Origin of the sequence: Streptomyces sp. F63 (assembly GCF_018070345.1) — a bacterium.
Classification (GTDB): domain Bacteria; phylum Actinomycetota; class Actinomycetes; order Streptomycetales; family Streptomycetaceae; genus Streptomyces.
The window spans coordinates 179,513-195,552 of record NZ_JAGPXX010000005.1; the positions used below are offsets into that span (position 1 = coordinate 179,513).

A 16,040-nucleotide genomic window follows, 5' to 3' on the forward strand; every position below is an offset into this window, starting at 1 on the left:
CGTCAGTGGTCGTGGCCGGTGGCGCCACCGTTGTCCCGGCGGTCGAGGGCGCGCTGGAGGGCCGCGGCGGCCTCCTGCCGGGCGGTGCTGTCGGCGGTACGGGAAGCGGTGCGGCGGCGGGCTCGGGTCGCGGTCGCGTTCATGGGGGCACATCTCCAATGCGGGAGGGGAACGGAAGGCACGAAGGGGTGCGGGGAGCGCGGGGATCACCGGAGAGGGGCGGGGGGCAACGGCGTGCGGCAGGGATCGCCTGCGAGGCACGGCCCGCGTCCGCCGGTCGCTCGATCAGCGACAAGCTCGGCTTCCTACAACGCTAGGACAGCCGGGCCGCGCTGTCTCCACAATTACTCGGACTTCCTACTATCTGAGACGGCGAACTCCGCACCGCGACGGGCGGAAAGCCCTCGGCCGCCTTCCCCGGCCGGGCCCCGGCCGGTTCAGCCCGCGCCGGCGGCCGCCGCGCCGCTCCCCGTGCCCGCGGCCGGGGCCCGGGCGGCGATCCTCAGCTCTCTGCGCTCGGTGACGCCGTTCACGCTCACCGCCAGCACCACGGTGGCCGGGCGCAGCGCCGTGAACGTCCCGGTCACCGGGTCGTACGCGGCGGCGTGCCGCGGCCGGGCCCCGTCCGGGGATCCGATGCGCAGATTCGGGGAGCCGGTCCAGTCCGCGCTCACCGGGAAGCCCACCGGGACCTCCCGCGCCGCGCTCCCCTCCCCCTGCGTCACCGCGGCGGTGATCCGGGCCGTCTCCCCGGCGGGCAGCGCGGCCGGGCCGTCCAGGCGCAGGCCGTCGACGTGGGGACGGGTGCGGACGGAGATCCAGTCCGGTCCGCCCTCCCACGGCCGCTGCCGCGCCCGGGCCTGCTCCGCCTGCGTGACCCGGTCGACGCCCACGGTGGACCAGCCGCTGAACCCGCCCCGGCCGGGCGGAGCGGCGGGCGCCTTCCCGGAGTTGCCGTTCACGAGATACGGAACCCCGTCGACCCGGGAGGCGTGGAAGACACCGGCGTGGGCTCCGATGACGGCGGCCCCCTTGCCGCTGGTGCGGCGGAAGTCCGCCAGCCAGTGCTCCAGCAGGGCGGCCTCCTTGCGGTCGGCCAGCTCCGAGGCGCGCTGCGGGGTGGGGTCGCGCGGCGGTACGTGCTGGACGACGATCACGGAGCCGGTGCCCGGGTCGGCGGCCGCCCGTTCCAGCTCGGCGCGGAGGGCCCGCACCTGCGCGAGGCCGCCGCCGCGGACGGTCAGCCGGGAGGTGTCGAGGGTGATGAACCGGGTGCCCCGGTGGTCGAACACCCGGTGCCCGGGCCCGAACTCCTCCTCGAAGAGGTCGATGGAGCCGCCCATGACCTCGTGGTTGCCCGGCACATAGACCCAGGGCACCGCGCCGCCGAGCTCCTCCTCCAGGACCCGGCGGGCGAGGGCCAGATCCGGGGGCGAGCCCTCGTCCACCAAATCCCCGTTGACCAACAGCAGTCCGGGGCGGGACGCCCTGATCTCGCGGAGGGTGCGCCGGGTCTGCCGGACCAGCGGGCCGTCCGGTTCCCGGGCGGTGAACTGGGCGTCGGAGAGCACCGCGAACCGCCAGTCGCGGCGGCCGGTCTCCGCCGCGCCCGCGATGAGCCGATCCGGCACCGGCTCCGCCGCGGGGAGCTCGATGTCCGGCGGTACCCGGGCGGTCAGGCCGTCGATGACGATCTCCCCGGTGTACTGCTTCAGCGGGTCGGTCTCGGCCACGTAGAAGCGGCGCACCCGCAGCGGGTGGACGGTGCCCGGCGGCACCGCGAACTCCACCTCGCGCCAGCCGCTCCAGGTGATGAACGGTCCGCGGAGCACCAGGCTCGTGTCCTGCGCGTCGACCAGATGGAGCGAGGGCCAGGCCCCCTTGCCGTCCCCCTTGATCCACAGCCGGAAGGACTGCGGCTGCCCGGTGACGGGGATGCGCGCCGGCGGGTTGGCGTAGGCGGCACGGGTGGCGGTGGAGCGCGTGAAGTCGTAGCTCAGCCGCAGTCCGGTGCCCTCGCGCCCGCCGGGGTCGGGGGCGACCGATCCGGCGGCGCGGGCCTGGGAGAACGTCCAGTCGCCGGCGTCGTCGAAGCCCGCGATCCGCCGTTCCTCCAGGCCGACGGTGACCCCGATGACGGCCGTGCGGCCCCGCACCGTCGCCTCGATCCGGCCGGAACCGCCCCCCGCGCGGGCGGCCACGGTGAAGGAGCCGCGCCCGTCGGGGGTGACGGAGAACCGTGAACGGTCGTACTCCAGACGGACGTCGGCCGGTTCGACGGGGGCCTCGCTGCCGTGCGCGTCCAGGCCGGTGAGGCCGAAGGTGCCGGTCGCCGCGGAGTCCGCCAGACCGACCCGGGGGGTGGTGGGGACGATCCGCCGGAGGGGGCCGATCACCTCCAGCCCCACCGAGCCGCGCGCGCCGCCGAGCCGGGCCGACACCTCGGCGCGGCCGGGACGGCGGGCCGTGAACACCCCGTGCCCGTCGACCCGGCCCGCTCCGCCGGAGCGGACGTGCCAGTGCGGCCGGCCGGCCGCGGGTCCGTAGGTCTCGTCGTGGCCGGTGGCGCGCAGGGCGCGGGTGAGGCCGGGGAAGACGCGGTCCGGCCGGCCGCCGAGGACCGGGCCGGTGGTGGGCGCGGACTCCGGGGTGGTGGCCGTCTCCACCCGGAATCCGGTGGTCCGCCCGCTGCCGGCCGGCGCGGTGACGGCGAGACCGTTCGGCACCGGGCGTTCCGCGCCGTCCGAGGGGCTGTTCTCCACCCGCGGCCGGGCGGCCCCGGGTTGGCGCGCGAGCAGGGTGGAGGAGCCGCCGCCGTCGAGGTTGAGCGCGTTGTGGGCGCCCAGCTCCTTCATCATCAGGGCGAGTTCGGTGAGGGTGACACCGCCGCTGTCGGCCTGCCGGCCGTCCAGGGTGAGAACGTGGAGGGTGCTGCCGTCACGGGAGAAGCCGACGGCGGTGCGGGGGGCGGTGGCGTTGTTGGGCCTGCCCTCCCAGTTCTGCGGCTCGCCGTCGACCACCAGCAGGCCCCGGCTGCCGACGGCCGTGCGGGGGACCGGGCCGCCGTCCGTCCGGGGCGCGTACGCCACGTCGACGGGATCGCCGGGCCGCAGTGCGGCCAGGGCGTCCGCGCCGGCGTCCCGGCCCAGCAGGACGGTGGTGCCGTCCGGGACGGGACCGCTGCCGGGCCCGTCACCGGCCGAGCGGACCCGGCCGTCCACCAGGACCACCTCGGTGACCCGCTCCGCGCCGGGCACGGTGAGCGCCCGGTCGGCCCCGCCCCACTGCGGCGTGTAGAGGCCGATGCCGTCCTCCGGCACCCGGGCGGCGTTGTACGCCCCGAGGGCGCGGGAGCCGCCGGGGAGGGTGACCGTGCCGTCGAAGTACAGGCCGAGGATGCGGCCTGCGGCTCCCGGGCCGAACCCGGCCACCACGTGGTGGTCCGCGGTGCCGGAGTGGGTGAGCCGGCCCTCCCGGATGCCGGGGCCCAGCGGCGCCCCCGTCGCGTCGATGTCGAAGAAGTCCGCGTTGATCGCGGCGACGGTACGGCGGCCCGGGCCCGGGTCGTGCGCGGCGACCTGCTCGGAGACCGTGGCGCGCCGCGAGACCTCCCCCGGGGAGAGGTAGTCCACGCGGGCCCCTCCGGTGAGGTCGACGGTGAGCGCGTCGGCGCGCAGCCATTTCCCGGGCGTCAGCCGGTCGAACGAGGTCAGTTCGACCCCGGGTGCGACGGGCCGGGTGCTGCGGGCGGTCTCCACCGCCTCCACCGCCTCCGCGCCGGCCGCCTCACGGGCGCCGGCGGTGGCCGCCGCGCCACCGGACGGGCCGCGGGCGGGCGGCGGCGCGACCGGCCGGAGGACGCCTGCCGGGGACACGGGCCGGGGATCGGTGTCGGAAGCGGAAGCCGTGGTGGTGTCGGAAGCGGAAGCCGTGGTGGTGGCGGAAGCGGAAGCCGTGGCGGTGGCGGGCGGTACGCCGCCGAGGAGCAGCGCGGCGGTGGTGACGAGGACCGCGGCGGCACCCCGCCGCTCCCCCGGCCGGCGTCTGCGGCGGTGTCCCCCGGTGCGGAATGCGGCGAACGGCATGGATCCCCCTGCCCTGGACGGTCGTTCCCGGTTGTGGTGCCACGGAAGTGCGGTCGTTCGGTCACGCGGGGTGGTGCCGCTCTCCAGGCTGCCGCCGGAGGCGGCCGGTCCGCCAGACGCCGGATCGGGCGGATCGGCGAACAGCGGGTTGACGGATCCGCCGCGGACCGTGACCGGACGGCCGAGGGCCGCCGGGTGAGCCGGGCGGCGGGACAACCCCGTTCCAGCGCGCGGGAGTCCGGGCCGCGCGAAGCCGGACTCCGGCTGAGCCGCGGCCCTCCTCGGGAACGCCGGACCCGGCCCGCCGGTGATCCCGCCACCCGGCCACGGTCCGGGGCACGGCCGCGGGTCCGGGGGGAGCGGCGTCCGGGGCGCGGCCGCGGGCCCGGCTCGCGGTCAGGCTCCGTGATGTGGCCGCCGGAGGAGACCCGGGCAGTGGCCGCGCCGTCCGCGCCGGGGCCCCGCACACCCGGGCAGGGGATGTGCGGGGCCCCACGGCCGCTGCCGGGCGCTCAGCCCATGTGCGGGTACCGGTGGTCGACCGGCGGCACCAGGGTCTCCTTGATGGAGCGGGTCGAGGTCCAGCGCGTCAGGTTCTGCTTGGACCCGGCCTTGTCGTTGGTGCCGGAGGCCCGCCCGCCGCCGAAGGGCTGCTGGCCGACGACGGCACCGGTCGGCTTGTCGTTGATGTAGAAGTTGCCCGCCGCGAACCGCAGGGTCTCGCAGGCGGCGGCCGCCGCCGCGCGGTCCTGCGCGATCACGGCACCGGTCAGGCCGTACGGGGCGGCCGACTCCATCTGCTCCAGCATCGCCTCGTACTCCCCGTCCTCGTAGACGAAGACCCCGAGGATGGGGCCGAAGTACTCCTCGCGGAAGATCTCGTTCGAGGGATCGGTGGAGACCAGGACGGTCGGGCGGACGAAGTACCCCGTGCTGTCGTCGTACGTGCCGCCGGCCACGACCTCTATGGCCGGGTCCGCCTTCGCCCGCTCGATGGCCGCCTTGTTCTTGGCGAAGGCGCGCGCGTCGATGACGGCGGAGAGGAAATTCGACAGGTCCGCGGGGTGCCCCATGGGCAGGGCCTCCACCTCGGCCGTGAACTCCTCGCGCAGCCCGCCCTCCCACAGCGACCGCGGCACGTAGGCGCGGGAGGCGGCCGAGCACTTCTGCCCCTGGTACTCGAAGGCGCCGCGGATCATCGCGGTCCTCAGCACCGCCGGGTCGGCGGACGGGTGGGCGACGATGAAGTCCTTGCCGCCGGTCTCCCCGACCAGCCGCGGATAGGTCTTGTACCTCCCGATGTTCTCGCCGACCGTCTTCCACAGGTACTGGAAGGTCCTGGTGGAGCCGGTGAAGTGGATGCCCGCCAGGTCGGGGTGGGCCAGGGCCACCTCGGAGACGGCCAGGCCGTCGCCGGTGACGAGATTGATGACGCCCGGCGGCAGGCCGGCCTCCTCCAGCAGCCGCATCAGCAGCACGGCTGCGTGGGTCTGCGTCGGGGACGGCTTCCACACCACCACGTTGCCCATGAGGGCGGGGGCGGTGGGGAGGTTGCCCGCGATGGCGGTGAAGTTGAAGGGCGTGATCGCGTAGACGAAGCCCTCCAGCGGCCGGTGGTCGGTCCGGTTCCACACCCCGGGGGAGTTGGTCACGGGCTGCTCGGCCAGGATCTGGCGGGCGTAGTGCACATTGAAGCGCCAGAAGTCGATCAGCTCGCAGGGGGCGTCGATCTCCGCCTGCTGGACGGTCTTCGACTGGCCCAGCATCGTCGACGCGGCGATGGTCTCGCGCCAGGGGCCGGCCAGCAGCTCGGCGGCCCGGAGGAAGACCGCGGCCCGGTCGTCGAAGGGGAGGGAGCGCCAGGCGGGGGCGGCGGCCAGGGCGGCGTCCACCGCGTCGCGCGCGTCCTGGACGGTGGCGTGGGCGGCGGTGCCGAGCCGCGCCGCGTGGTCGTGCGGCTGGACGACGTCGAAGCGCTCGCCGCCGCCCATCCGCCGGACGCCGCCGATGGTCATCGGCAGGTCGGCCGGGTTGTCCGCCAGCTCCTTGAGTTTCGCCTCCAGCCGCGCGCGCTCGGGGCTGCCGGGTGCGTAGGTGTGCACCGGCTCGTTGACCGGCGCGGGGACCTGGGTCACAGCGTCCATGATGGCCGTTGTCTCCTTCGTTGCGGGATGTGCGGGAAGTGCGGGGTGTGCGGGGTGTGCGGGCGCGCCGGCCGGGGCCGGAGGCGGACGTCAGCCGCGGCCGGCCAGGGAACGCAGGAAGAAGGCCACGTTCGCCGGGCGTTCCGCCAGCCGGCGCATGAAGTAGCCGTACCAGTCGGTGCCGTAGGGGACGTAGACGCGCATCCGGTGCCCCTCGGCCGCCAGCCGCGCCTGCTCCGCCTCCCGGATGCCGTACAGCATCTGGAACTCGTACTCGCCGGGCTTGCGGCCGGCCCGGCGGGCCAGCTCCTGGCCGATGGCGACCATGCGCGGGTCGTGGGAGCCGATCATGGGGTATCCCTGCCCGGTCATGAGGATGCCCAGACAGCGGACGAACGCCCGGTCCACCTCGCGCCGCCGCTGGTGCGCCACGCTCGCGGGTTCCTTGTAGGCACCCTTCACCAGCCGTACCCGGGAGCCCTCGCCGGCCAGGGCACGGCAGTCGTCCTCGGTGCGGAAGAGGTACGACTGCAGCACGGCGCCGGTCTGCGGGAAGCGGACGCGCAGGTCGCGGAGGACCGCCAGGGTGGAGTCCGTGGTGGTGTGGTCCTCCATGTCCAGGGTGACGGTCGTCCCGGCCTCCGCCGCCGCCTCGACCACGGGGGTGACGTTCGCCAGGGCCAGGTCGTGGCCGCCGGGCAGCGCCTGGCCGAAGGCGGAGAGCTTCACGGACATCTCGGCCCGCTCCCCGAGGCCCAGCCCGGCCAGGGCCTCGCAGAGCACCAGATACGCGTCCCGGTTGCGCCGGGCCTCGGCCGGGTCGGTGATGTCCTCGCCGAGGTGGTCGAGGGTCACCTCCAGGCCGCGCCCGGTGAGGGAGCGGACGGCGCTCACCGCGTCGTCCAGCCGCTCCCCCGCGACGTAGCGGTCCACGACGGGGCGGGTGACCGGTGTGGAGGAGACGAGACGCCGGACGCGGGTACTGCGCGCGGCGGCGAGGAGCACGGGTCCCAGCACGGGGCACCTCCAAGGGGCGGGACGGCCGCCGGCGGGGGCTTCCGGCGGGCGGGGAGAACCTCCGTGCACCGTAAGGAACCGGCCGTCCGCCCGCCATCGACAGCTGTCACATCCCCGTGGTCGCGATCTCATACAAATGTATGAGAATGGAGGCCGGAACCGGGAAGGACGGCGGCATGCGCGGCGACTACCAACGGCTGGTGGACGAGATCTCGGCGGCGCTCGCGGCGCCCGCGACGCTGGAGGACCGCGACTTCCGCCTGATCGCCTTCGGCGTCCACGACGACGGGGAGAGCGGCGGGAACGGCGAGGGGGGCGAGGAGGGCGGCGCCGGTGCGGGCGCCCGCACCGGCGGCCCGGCGCTGGACCCGGTCCGCACCCGCTCGATCCTGCACCGCCGCTCCACCCCCGCGGTGCGGGCCTGGTTCGAGGCGTTCGGCATCGGCCGGGCGACGCGCCCGCTGCGCATCCCCCCGGACCCCTCGGCCGGGGTGCTCATCGGCCGGATCTGCCTCCCGGTACGCCACCGGGGTGTCGGGTACGGCTACGTGTGGCTGCTGGACGACGGCCATCTGGCGGATCTGGAAACCGGCGCCCGCGGCGGCCCGCCCGACCCCCGGATCGAGCGGGCCATGGAGACCGCCGCCCGGATCGGGGAACTGCTCGCCGCCGAGGCGCGGGCCGGAGCCGAACTCGGCGAGCTGCTGCAGGACCTCCTCACCGGCCCCGCCGTCGCCCGGGAGGCGGCACGCACGGAGCTCCGCGCCCGGCTGAGCGGTGCGGCGGACGGTCCGCTGGCGCTGGCCGCGGTCACGCCCTGGGCGCGGGACGTACGGGACGGGGAGGACGGGGGCCCGGTCCCGGCCCTGTCCGCGCTGCCGGGCGCGCTGGCCGTCTGCGCCGTACCGGACCAGGGCCTGGCCGTGCTCGTCCGGCCGCGCCCGGCGGACTCCCCCGAACCGGCGCTCGCCGCGGCGGAACGGCTGCTCCGCTCCCCCCGTGCGGCCGGCGCCGCGGCGGGCACGGGCGCGCCGCGGTACGGACTGGAGGACCTGGCCGGCGCCTGGCGGGAGGCGCTGGCCGCGGCCCGCGCGGCCCGCGCTGAGCCCCGGCTGGGCCCGGTCGCGCGCTGGGAGGCCATCGGCCCGTACCGGACCCTGACGGAGCTGCCCCCGGCCGCCCGGGCCGATCCGGCCGTCGCCCGGCTGCTCCGTCCCGAACACGCCGAACTCGCCCGGACCGCCGAGGTGTTCCTCGACTGCGCCGGGCAGGCGGGCCGCGCGGCGGCGGCCCTGGCGATCCACCGGCAGACGCTCTACTACCGGCTGTCGCGGGTGGCCGCGCTGACCGGGTTGGATCTCGCCGAGGGCGAGGACCGGCTGCTGCTGCACATGGCCCTCAAGCGCGCCCGGCTGTGACGGTTCCGCCGGACGGGCCGGGCCGGAACGGGGCGGTGCCGCCGGCGCCGAGCCGGGGCGCTGCCGCCCGGCTCGGCGCCCTGCCCTGTTCCCAGGGCCACGGCATGGGGAAGGCAAACCGGCACAAGAGGTACACCCAGGAAGTTCCGATGCACCCCGTGCCGCCGGATTCTCCCCGCTCCCACGCCTCCGGCCGTTGGCCCGAAGGAGTGACTGATGGTCTGCCGGGACGAGTTGTCCGAGCAGACGGTGGCCGTCCGCCCCGGCACGCCGTTCCCGCGGAGGAGGCCGTCGCGGCGCTCGGCACGGACGAGAAGCCGGGCTGGAGGAGCCGGGCTGGAGGAGCCGGAGGTCACGCGGCGGCGAGAGGTTCTCGGGCGAAAGGCTGCCGGAACGGGGTCAGGAGACTCGAGACCGGGGCTGCGGCCCCCGCCGGCACCCGGCTGCCGCGCGGACTCGAGTGGCGGCCGGTGGCACGTGGCGCGGCCGATCCGATCCTCACCGACGACACCTTCGCCTCGATCGTCAACGGCATCGAAGGGACGCGTCGCCTGCGGCAACGTCCGCACAGTGGTGTGGCTGCTGATCAGCACAGGGGGTGGCGGAGCTGGTCCGGTTCCCGCTGTCCGTCGCCTTCAACACCGCCCTGCCGCTGCCCCCGTCCCCCTGCGACCCCGGGCGGGCCGGCCCGGCACGCGTGGCCTCGACCGGGTGACGCCGGTGAAATGCGGCGGGCTCCCGGGCGGGTTAGCGTCGGACGGGAGGCCGGGGCTCGCCGGCGTTTCGGGCCCCGCGGGCCGCGCGCGTCCGTCCCCGGCGGGGACCCGGCCGCAGCGCCGCCGTACCGGCCGTTCCGGCCACGACCGCAGGGAGGCCGCACATGGCCGCACGGGTTGCCATCAACGGGCTCGGCCGCATCGGCCGGGCGACACTGAAGTCGGTACTGGCCGAGCCGGCCCTTGACGTGGTGGCCGTCAACGACATCGCGCCCGCCGACAACCTCGCCTACCTCCTCCGCCACGACACGGTCCACCGGCGGTTCGACGGGGACGTCACCGCCACGGACGCGGCGCTCTCCCTGGCCGGGCGCACCGTCCGGCTGCTGAACGAGAAGGACCCGGAGCGGCTCCCCTGGGGCGACCTGGACGTCGATCTGGTCTTCGAGTGCACCGGCCTCTTCCGTACCGGAGAGGACGTGCGCCGGCATCTCCGGGCCGGCGCTCGCCGGGCGATCCTCTCGGCCCCCGCCAAGGACGGGATGACCACAGTCGTCCACGGGGTGAACGACGAGGACGGCGCCGGAGCCGAGGTGCTGTCCTGCGCGAGCTGCACCACCAACTGCATCGCGCCCGTGATGGAGGTCCTCCAGCGCCGGATCGGGGTGCGCAAGGCGACCATGACCACGGCGCACGCCTATACCTCCAGCCAGAGCCTGGTCGACGGACCGGCGGGCAAGTGGCGGCGCGGACGGGCGGCGGCCGCCAACATCGTGCCGACCACCACCGGTGCCGCCCGGGCCGCCGCGCGAGCCCTCCCGTCCCTCCGGGACCGCTTCGACGGCGTCGCGCTCCGTGTTCCGGTGCCGGACGGATCGATCGCCGACATCGTCTGCGTGACCGCCCGGGACACCACCGTCGCCGAGGTCAACGGCATCTTCCGGCAGGAGGCCACGAGCGACCGCTACCGGGGCGTCCTCGGCGTCGTCGACGAGCCCCTGGTTTCCAGCGACATCGTGGCGGACCCGCGGGCGTCGGTCGTCGACCTCACCCTGACCACCGTCACCGACGGCGACCTGCTGAAGGTCATGGCCTGGTACGACAACGAGTGGGGCTACGCGCAGCAGATGGTGCGCCGGGCCCGGGCCATGGTGGGCGTGCCGGCCGCATCACCGCGATGAGCACCGCCGGTGACCGGGACGACGCCGCGGCCGGGAGCGCCGCCGGCGCGGGAGGCACCCGGTATGCGGCCGGGCCGCCGCCGGCGGTGCTCACCCTGACGATGAACCCCGCCGTCGATCTGTGCTGGGAAGTCGGCCACCTGTCGGACGTCGGCAAGAGCCGCGCCCGGGTCCGGTCCGTGACGGCCGGGGGCGGGGGGATCAACGTGGCCCGCGGTGTGGCCCGGCTCGGCGGACGGGCCACCGCCGTCCACACCGCCGGCGGGGAGGTGGGCCGCCGGCTGAACCGGCTGCTGGACCACGAGGGGATCGACCACGTCGCCGTGGGGATCGGCGGCGAGACCCGTGAGGCCCTGGTGGTCTTCGAGACCGGGGCGCGCCGCAGCCATCACCTGGTCCCGCCCGGACCGCGCCTCGACGGCGCCGAGGGGCGGCGCTGCCTGGAGGCGCTGGAGCGGGCCGCGGGCGACTGCCGGTATGTCGTGCTGAGCGGCAGTCTGCCCGGCGGTCTGCCCGCCGGCTTCTACGCGTCCGCCGCCCGCCGGGTCAAGGCCACCGGGGCCCGGGTGCTGCTGGACACCTCCGGGCCGGCGCTGTGCGAGGCGCTCGCGGAGGGCGTCTTCCTCCTCAGGTGCAACCGGTCGGAGGCCGCCGAGCTCACCGGGCGGACCGTCCGCGGTTTCGACGATGCCCGGGCTGTGAACAACCACCTGCTGGCCAGGGGAGCCGCCGAGATCGTCGTCACCACGCTCGGGGGACGGGGCGCGCTCTGCACCACCGGCCGGGGCCACACCGAGCTGCACGCGCCCCCGCTGCCCGGGGAACCGCTCAGCGACGCCGGGGCCGGGGACGGCATGGTGGCCGCGCTCACCGCCCGGCTGGCCGCCGGGGAGGACCCGGCCGACGCCTGCGCGCTCGGGGTGGCCGTCGCGGCCGCATCGGTGCTCACCCCCTGCGCCGAACCCTTCGACCGCCGGGTCGCCGAGTCCCTCCGTCCCGCGGTGGAGGTCAAGCGCTAGGGGACCGGCCGGGCCGGTGACACGGCCGGACACGCTCAGGCTCCGGCCTCCGGCGCCGCTCCCCGTACCGGTCGAGAACGCGGTAGGCCAGGAGTTTGACGGGGTCCAGCAGCAGGAACGCGGCGATGCCCCACCCCCAGGCGAGGGCGACGAGGCTCGGTCCAACGGGGGACATGAGGAACCCGGTGAAGGCGATGACGGTCGCGAGGACCTGGGTCCCCAGCACAGCGCCAATCAGGAGCCAGGACGGCCGGTGGGACCAGAACGGGCCGCGGGTGCGGACGAGGAAGACCATGAGGTGTCCGCTGACCGACAGCTTGAGGTACAGCAGTGTCCGCACGGTGGCGTCGGCGAGGCCAAGGGGGCCGTGCGCCACCCAGAGCAGCGCGAAGGAGGACGCGACGCCGAAGAGGCCCAGTGTGGCGGCGATCGTGAGGACCTCGGTGAGGTTCCAGCGCTCAGGCCGCGCGGAGGCCCGTACCCGGTCATAGGCGATGGAGAGGATGGCCGCGTCGTTGAGAACGGCCAGCAGCACCACCTGGACGGGCGTGACCGGGAAGAACGCGAAGACCAGGATGGTGAGGGTCACGAAGAGGACCACGCGGATGGTCTCGGTGATCCGGTAGACCGCGTAGTTCTTCATCCGCCGGAAGACCTCGCGGGACCGGTGGACCGCCTCCACGATCGTCGACAGGCCCGGGGCGAGGAAGACGATGTCGGCCGCCGCGCGCGCGGCATCGGTGGCGCCGGAGACCGCGATGCCCGCGTCCGCGCGGTGCAGGGCGGGAGCGTCGTTGACCCCGTCACCGGTCATGCCCACGATGTGACCGTGGTCCTGGAGGGCCTCGACGATGCGGTACTTGTCCTCCGGGACGACCTGTGCGAAGCCGTCGGCCTCCACCACGGTGCGGACGAGCTCTTCGCCCCGGAGGTCGTGAATCCGGCCGGCTTCGAGGACGCGGGTGCCCAGGCCCACCCGGCCGCTGATCTCACGGGCGATCTCCGCCCGGTCGCCGGTGACCATCTTGACCCCGACACCGAGCCGGGCGGCCTCCTCCAGCGTGGCGCGGGAGTCCGCACGCGGCGGATCCTGCAGGCCCATGACGCCGGTGACCCGCCACCCGCCGCCGTCCGACCGGGCGACGGCCAGCGCCCGGTGGCCCCGCTCGGCGAAGGACCGGGTCGCCTCCGCCACGCGGTCACCGGTCCGGCGATCGGCCCCGGCCAGTTCCAGGACGGCCTGCACCGCTCCCTTCGCGGCGGCGGTCTCCTCGCCCGAGGGGCCGCGTGCACGCGCCTGGGCGTACTTGCGGGCGGAGTCGAAGGGTGTGAAACCGGTGACCTGCCAGCCATCGAGGCGGCTGGCACCGGCCTTCTCCAGAACCGCCCGGTCGATCGGGTCCCCGCTGTCGCGCTCGGCGGTCAGCGCCGCGGCCAGGAGCACCTCGCCGTCGTCCGCTCCGTCCTCGATCACGACGATGCCGGCGACCTGAAGGTCGTTGCGGGTGATGGTGCCGGTCTTGTCGGCACACAGCACGTCCACCCCGGCCATCTCCTCGACGGCCGGGAGGCGGCTGACCACGGCCTCGTGCCGGGCGAGCTGGCGTGCTCCGACGGCCATGGTCACCGAGAGCACCGCGGGAAGGGCGACCGGGATGGAGGCGATGAGCACCACGAGCGCGAACTCCAGGGTGTCGGCCACCCCGGTCCCGCGCAGCAGGGAGACCACCACGATCACCGCGACCAGGGCGACGGCGAGCACGATGAGGTACTTGCCGATGGTGACGACCGCCCGCTGGAAGTGGCTCTCCGGCGCCGCCTCACCGGCGAGGCGGGCCGTCCGCCCGAACTCCGTCCCGCCGCCCGTGGCCAGCACGCGGATGACCGGCGCCCCCCGCGCAAGAGCCGAACCCGAGTACACCGCGTCGCCGGGCTCCTTGCCCACCGGCAGGGACTCCCCCGTCAGCGCCGACTCATCGGCCTCTCCGGTGCCGTCGACGACACGGCCGTCGGCGGGTACGACCTCGCCCCGCCCGGTCCGCACCAGATCGCCCGGCACCAGTTCCCCGGCGTCCACCGTCGTCCACGCCCCGTCCCGTCTGGCCTGCGCCTTCGTGGCCAGCCGCTGCTTCAGCGCGGCGATGGCGCTCTGCGCCTGGTGCTCCTCCCAGAAGCCCACCCCGCCATTGAGCAGCAGCAGCGCCAGGATGACGGCGAAATCCGTCCACCGGCCCGTGACCGCGGTCAGCAGCAGCGCGGTCTCGATCATCCACGGAATCGGGCCCCAGAAGTGCGACAGCAGTTCCCCGAGAACGCCGCGCTGCTCCTCCTCGATGGCGTTGGGCCCATAGCGTTCCCGCCGGTCCCGGGCCTCCTGCGAGGTCAGACCCTCCCCCGGGCCGCGGCTCTCGTCCACGCGCCGGTCCTCGTCGGTGCGCTGGTCCCGCACCCTCTGCCCGCCGTCTCCGTTCCCGGTCATCTCAGCGCACTGCCTCCCGGCCGTCGGTTCCCGCGCCGGCCGCGGCCGCGCGCCCGGGGCGAGAACCACATGGCCGGGGACGCGGCACGTGCGTACCGGGCACCGGGCACCGGGTCGGGCGCGGCAGCGGCCCCACGGGCACGGCGTCAACGGCACGCCCGCAGTGAGACCAGGACACCCCCGGCCCGGGGTGATCGCAAGCGGAGGGCCATCGGGGACCGAAACGGCAGGGCCCGGCCGCCCGCCGCAGCGAGGACCGGGCCCTGTGCCGCCCGGAGGACGAAAGTCCGTCAGTCCGCCAGATTGACGGCGCGCGCCGAGGTGGCGCCGATCTCCTCGGCGATCTCGGTCAGCACGGACTGCGGAACGTCGTCGTCCACCGTGAGGACGGCGAGCGCCTCACCGCCCTGGGCGGACCGCGAGACCTGCATACCGGCGATGTTCAGGCCGGCCTCGCCCAGGATGCGGCCGAGGGTGCCGACGACGCCGGGGCGGTCGGCGTACCGCAGGAAGAGCATGTGGTCGGCGAGCGCCACCTCGACATCGTGCTCACCGACCGCGACGATCTTCTGGAGGTGCTTGGGCCCCGCCAGGGTGCCGGAGACCGAGATCTCCTCGCCGTCGGTGAGGGTGCCGCGCACCGTGACCACATTGCGGTGGTCCGGGGACTCCGAGCCGGTGGTGAGCCGCACCTCGACACCGCGCTCCTGGGCGAACAGCGGGGCGTTGACGTAGGAGACCGTCTCGTCGACGACGTCCTCGAAGACACCCTTGACGGCGGAGAGTTCCAGCACCTTCACATCGTGCTGGGTGATCTCGCCGTACACCTCGACGTCGAGCCGGACGGCCACCTCGCCCGCCAGGGCGGTGAAGATCCGGCCCAGCCGCTCGGCCAGCGGCAGGCCCGGGCGGACGTCCTCGGCGATCACGCCGCCCTGGACGTTGACCGCGTCCGGGACCAGCTCGCCCGCGAGGGCCAGCCGCACCGAACGGGCCACCGAGATACCGGCCTTCTCCTGGGCCTCACCGGTGGAGGCGCCCAGGTGCGGGGTGGCGACGACATTGTCGAACTCGAAGAGCGGGGAGTCCGTGCAGGGCTCCTTGGCGAAGACGTCCAGGCCGGCGGCCGCGACCCGGCCCTCCTTGAGGGCGCTGGCCAGCGCGGCCTCGTCGACGATGCCGCCGCGGGCGGCGTTGACGATCCGCACCTCGGGCTTGACCTTGTGCAGCGCCTCGTCACCGATGAGCCCGAGCGTCTCGGGGGTCTTCGGCAGGTGGACGGTGATGAAGTCCGAGACCTCCAGCAGCTCGTCGAGCGTCAGCAGCTTGACGCCCATCTGCGCGGCGCGGGCCGGCTGGACGTAGGGGTCGTACGCGACGATCTTCATCCCGAAGGCCGACATCCGCTGGGCGACCAGCACGCCGATCCGGCCGAGGCCGACCACGCCGAGGGTCTTCTCGGAGAGCTCGACGCCGGTGTACTTGCTCCGCTTCCACTCGCCGTTCTTGAGGGCGGTGTTGGCCTGCGGGATGTTGCGCGCGGTGGCGACGATCAGGCCGCAGGCGAGTTCGGCGGCGGTGACGATGTTGGAGGTGGGGGCGTTGACGACCATGACGCCGGCCTTGGTGGCGGCGGACACGTCGACATTGTCCAGACCAACGCCCGCACGGGCGATGACCTTCAGTTTCCGCGCGGCGGCGATGGCCTCGGCGTCGACCTTGGTGGCGCTGCGGACGAGGATGGCGTCCACCTCGGCGATGGCGGGGATCAGCTCGCCGCGGTCGGCGCCGTTGCAGTGCCGGATCTCGAAGTCGGGTCCGAGGGCGTCGACCGTGGCCGGCGACAGCTCCTCAGCGATCAGTACGACAGGTTTCGGGCTCACGTGGTCCTCAGTCCTCACTAGTCCTTGACGGACGGCCGTCCCGGCGGCCGAAGGCGGTGAAGGGCAGCCGCGTGGAAGACGCACGACGCTGTGAGCCT

The 16,040-nt window shown here is 74.9% G+C and carries 9 protein-coding genes; 3 read left to right on the forward strand and 6 right to left on the reverse strand.

Annotated elements, in window-relative coordinates; all coding sequences use genetic code 11:
• Nucleotides 1–2: 2 nt before the first annotated feature.
• The 4 genes from KBZ10_RS08225 to KBZ10_RS08240 form a co-directional block, all read right to left on the reverse strand.
• Nucleotides 3–143, reverse strand: coding sequence for a hypothetical protein (locus tag KBZ10_RS08225; RefSeq protein ID WP_210986842.1), 141 nt, complete (start codon nt 141–143; stop codon nt 3–5).
• A 294-nt stretch (nt 144–437) separates the two neighbouring features.
• Entirely contained in the window at nt 438–4,085 is a 3,648-nt protein-coding gene (locus KBZ10_RS08230) for a phosphodiester glycosidase family protein (RefSeq protein WP_210986843.1), read from the reverse strand.
• A 512-nt stretch (nt 4,086–4,597) separates the two neighbouring features.
• Complete coding sequence (gene pruA / locus KBZ10_RS08235) at nt 4,598–6,229, reverse strand: L-glutamate gamma-semialdehyde dehydrogenase (protein ID WP_210986844.1); 1,632 nt, start codon at nt 6,227–6,229, stop codon at nt 4,598–4,600.
• Between the two features lie 90 nt (nt 6,230–6,319).
• Nucleotides 6,320–7,246 carry a proline dehydrogenase family protein gene (locus tag KBZ10_RS08240; protein ID WP_210986845.1) on the reverse strand — a complete coding sequence of 309 codons (927 nt, stop codon included), beginning with the start codon at nt 7,244–7,246 and terminating at the stop codon, nt 6,320–6,322.
• Between the two features lie 176 nt (nt 7,247–7,422).
• On the opposite strand from KBZ10_RS08240, the gene KBZ10_RS08245 reads away from it, so the two are divergent.
• The 3 genes from KBZ10_RS08245 (at nt 7,423) to KBZ10_RS08255 (ending at nt 11,580) form a co-directional block, all read left to right on the forward strand.
• A complete protein-coding gene (locus tag KBZ10_RS08245) occupies nt 7,423–8,664 on the forward strand; it encodes a CdaR family transcriptional regulator (protein WP_210986923.1) in 1,242 nt (413 codons plus the stop codon).
• 880 nt (nt 8,665–9,544) lie between these two features.
• A complete protein-coding gene (gene gap, locus KBZ10_RS08250; protein WP_210986846.1) occupies nt 9,545–10,561 on the forward strand; it encodes a type I glyceraldehyde-3-phosphate dehydrogenase in 1,017 nt (338 codons plus the stop codon).
• Nucleotides 10,558–11,580, forward strand: a complete 1,023-nt coding sequence (locus tag KBZ10_RS08255; RefSeq protein ID WP_210986847.1) for a 1-phosphofructokinase family hexose kinase — start codon at nt 10,558–10,560, stop codon at nt 11,578–11,580. The genes gap and KBZ10_RS08255 overlap by 4 nt, the downstream gene beginning before the upstream one ends.
• On the opposite strand, the gene KBZ10_RS08260 is transcribed toward KBZ10_RS08255, so the two are convergent.
• Both KBZ10_RS08260 and serA read right to left on the reverse strand, forming a co-directional pair.
• A complete protein-coding gene (locus KBZ10_RS08260; RefSeq protein WP_210986848.1) occupies nt 11,570–14,059 on the reverse strand; it encodes a plasma-membrane proton-efflux P-type ATPase in 2,490 nt (829 codons plus the stop codon). The two genes, KBZ10_RS08255 and KBZ10_RS08260, sit on opposite strands and share 11 nt — an antisense overlap.
• Before the next feature lie 290 nt (nt 14,060–14,349).
• The gene (gene serA, locus KBZ10_RS08265; protein ID WP_210986849.1) at nt 14,350–15,942 is read right to left on the reverse strand and encodes a phosphoglycerate dehydrogenase; all 1,593 of its coding nucleotides are present in this window, start codon (nt 15,940–15,942) and stop codon (nt 14,350–14,352) included.
• Nucleotides 15,943–16,040 lie beyond the last annotated feature (98 nt).

What these genes read in the sequence shown, in the direction of transcription:
- gap (WP_210986846.1), top strand. Translation starts at nt 9,545, where the DNA reads ATGGCCGCACGGGTTGCCATCAACGGGCTCGGCCGCATCGGCCGGGCG.
- pruA (WP_210986844.1), bottom strand. Translation starts at nt 6,229, where the DNA reads ATGGACGCTGTGACCCAGGTCCCCGCGCCGGTCAACGAGCCGGTGCAC.
- KBZ10_RS08225 (WP_210986842.1), bottom strand. Translation starts at nt 143, where the DNA reads ATGAACGCGACCGCGACCCGAGCCCGCCGCCGCACCGCTTCCCGTACC.
- KBZ10_RS08230 (WP_210986843.1), bottom strand. Translation starts at nt 4,085, where the DNA reads ATGCCGTTCGCCGCATTCCGCACCGGGGGACACCGCCGCAGACGCCGG.
- KBZ10_RS08255 (WP_210986847.1), top strand. Translation starts at nt 10,558, where the DNA reads ATGAGCACCGCCGGTGACCGGGACGACGCCGCGGCCGGGAGCGCCGCC.
- KBZ10_RS08260 (WP_210986848.1), bottom strand. Translation starts at nt 14,059, where the DNA reads ATGACCGGGAACGGAGACGGCGGGCAGAGGGTGCGGGACCAGCGCACC.
- KBZ10_RS08245 (WP_210986923.1), top strand. Translation starts at nt 7,423, where the DNA reads ATGCGCGGCGACTACCAACGGCTGGTGGACGAGATCTCGGCGGCGCTC.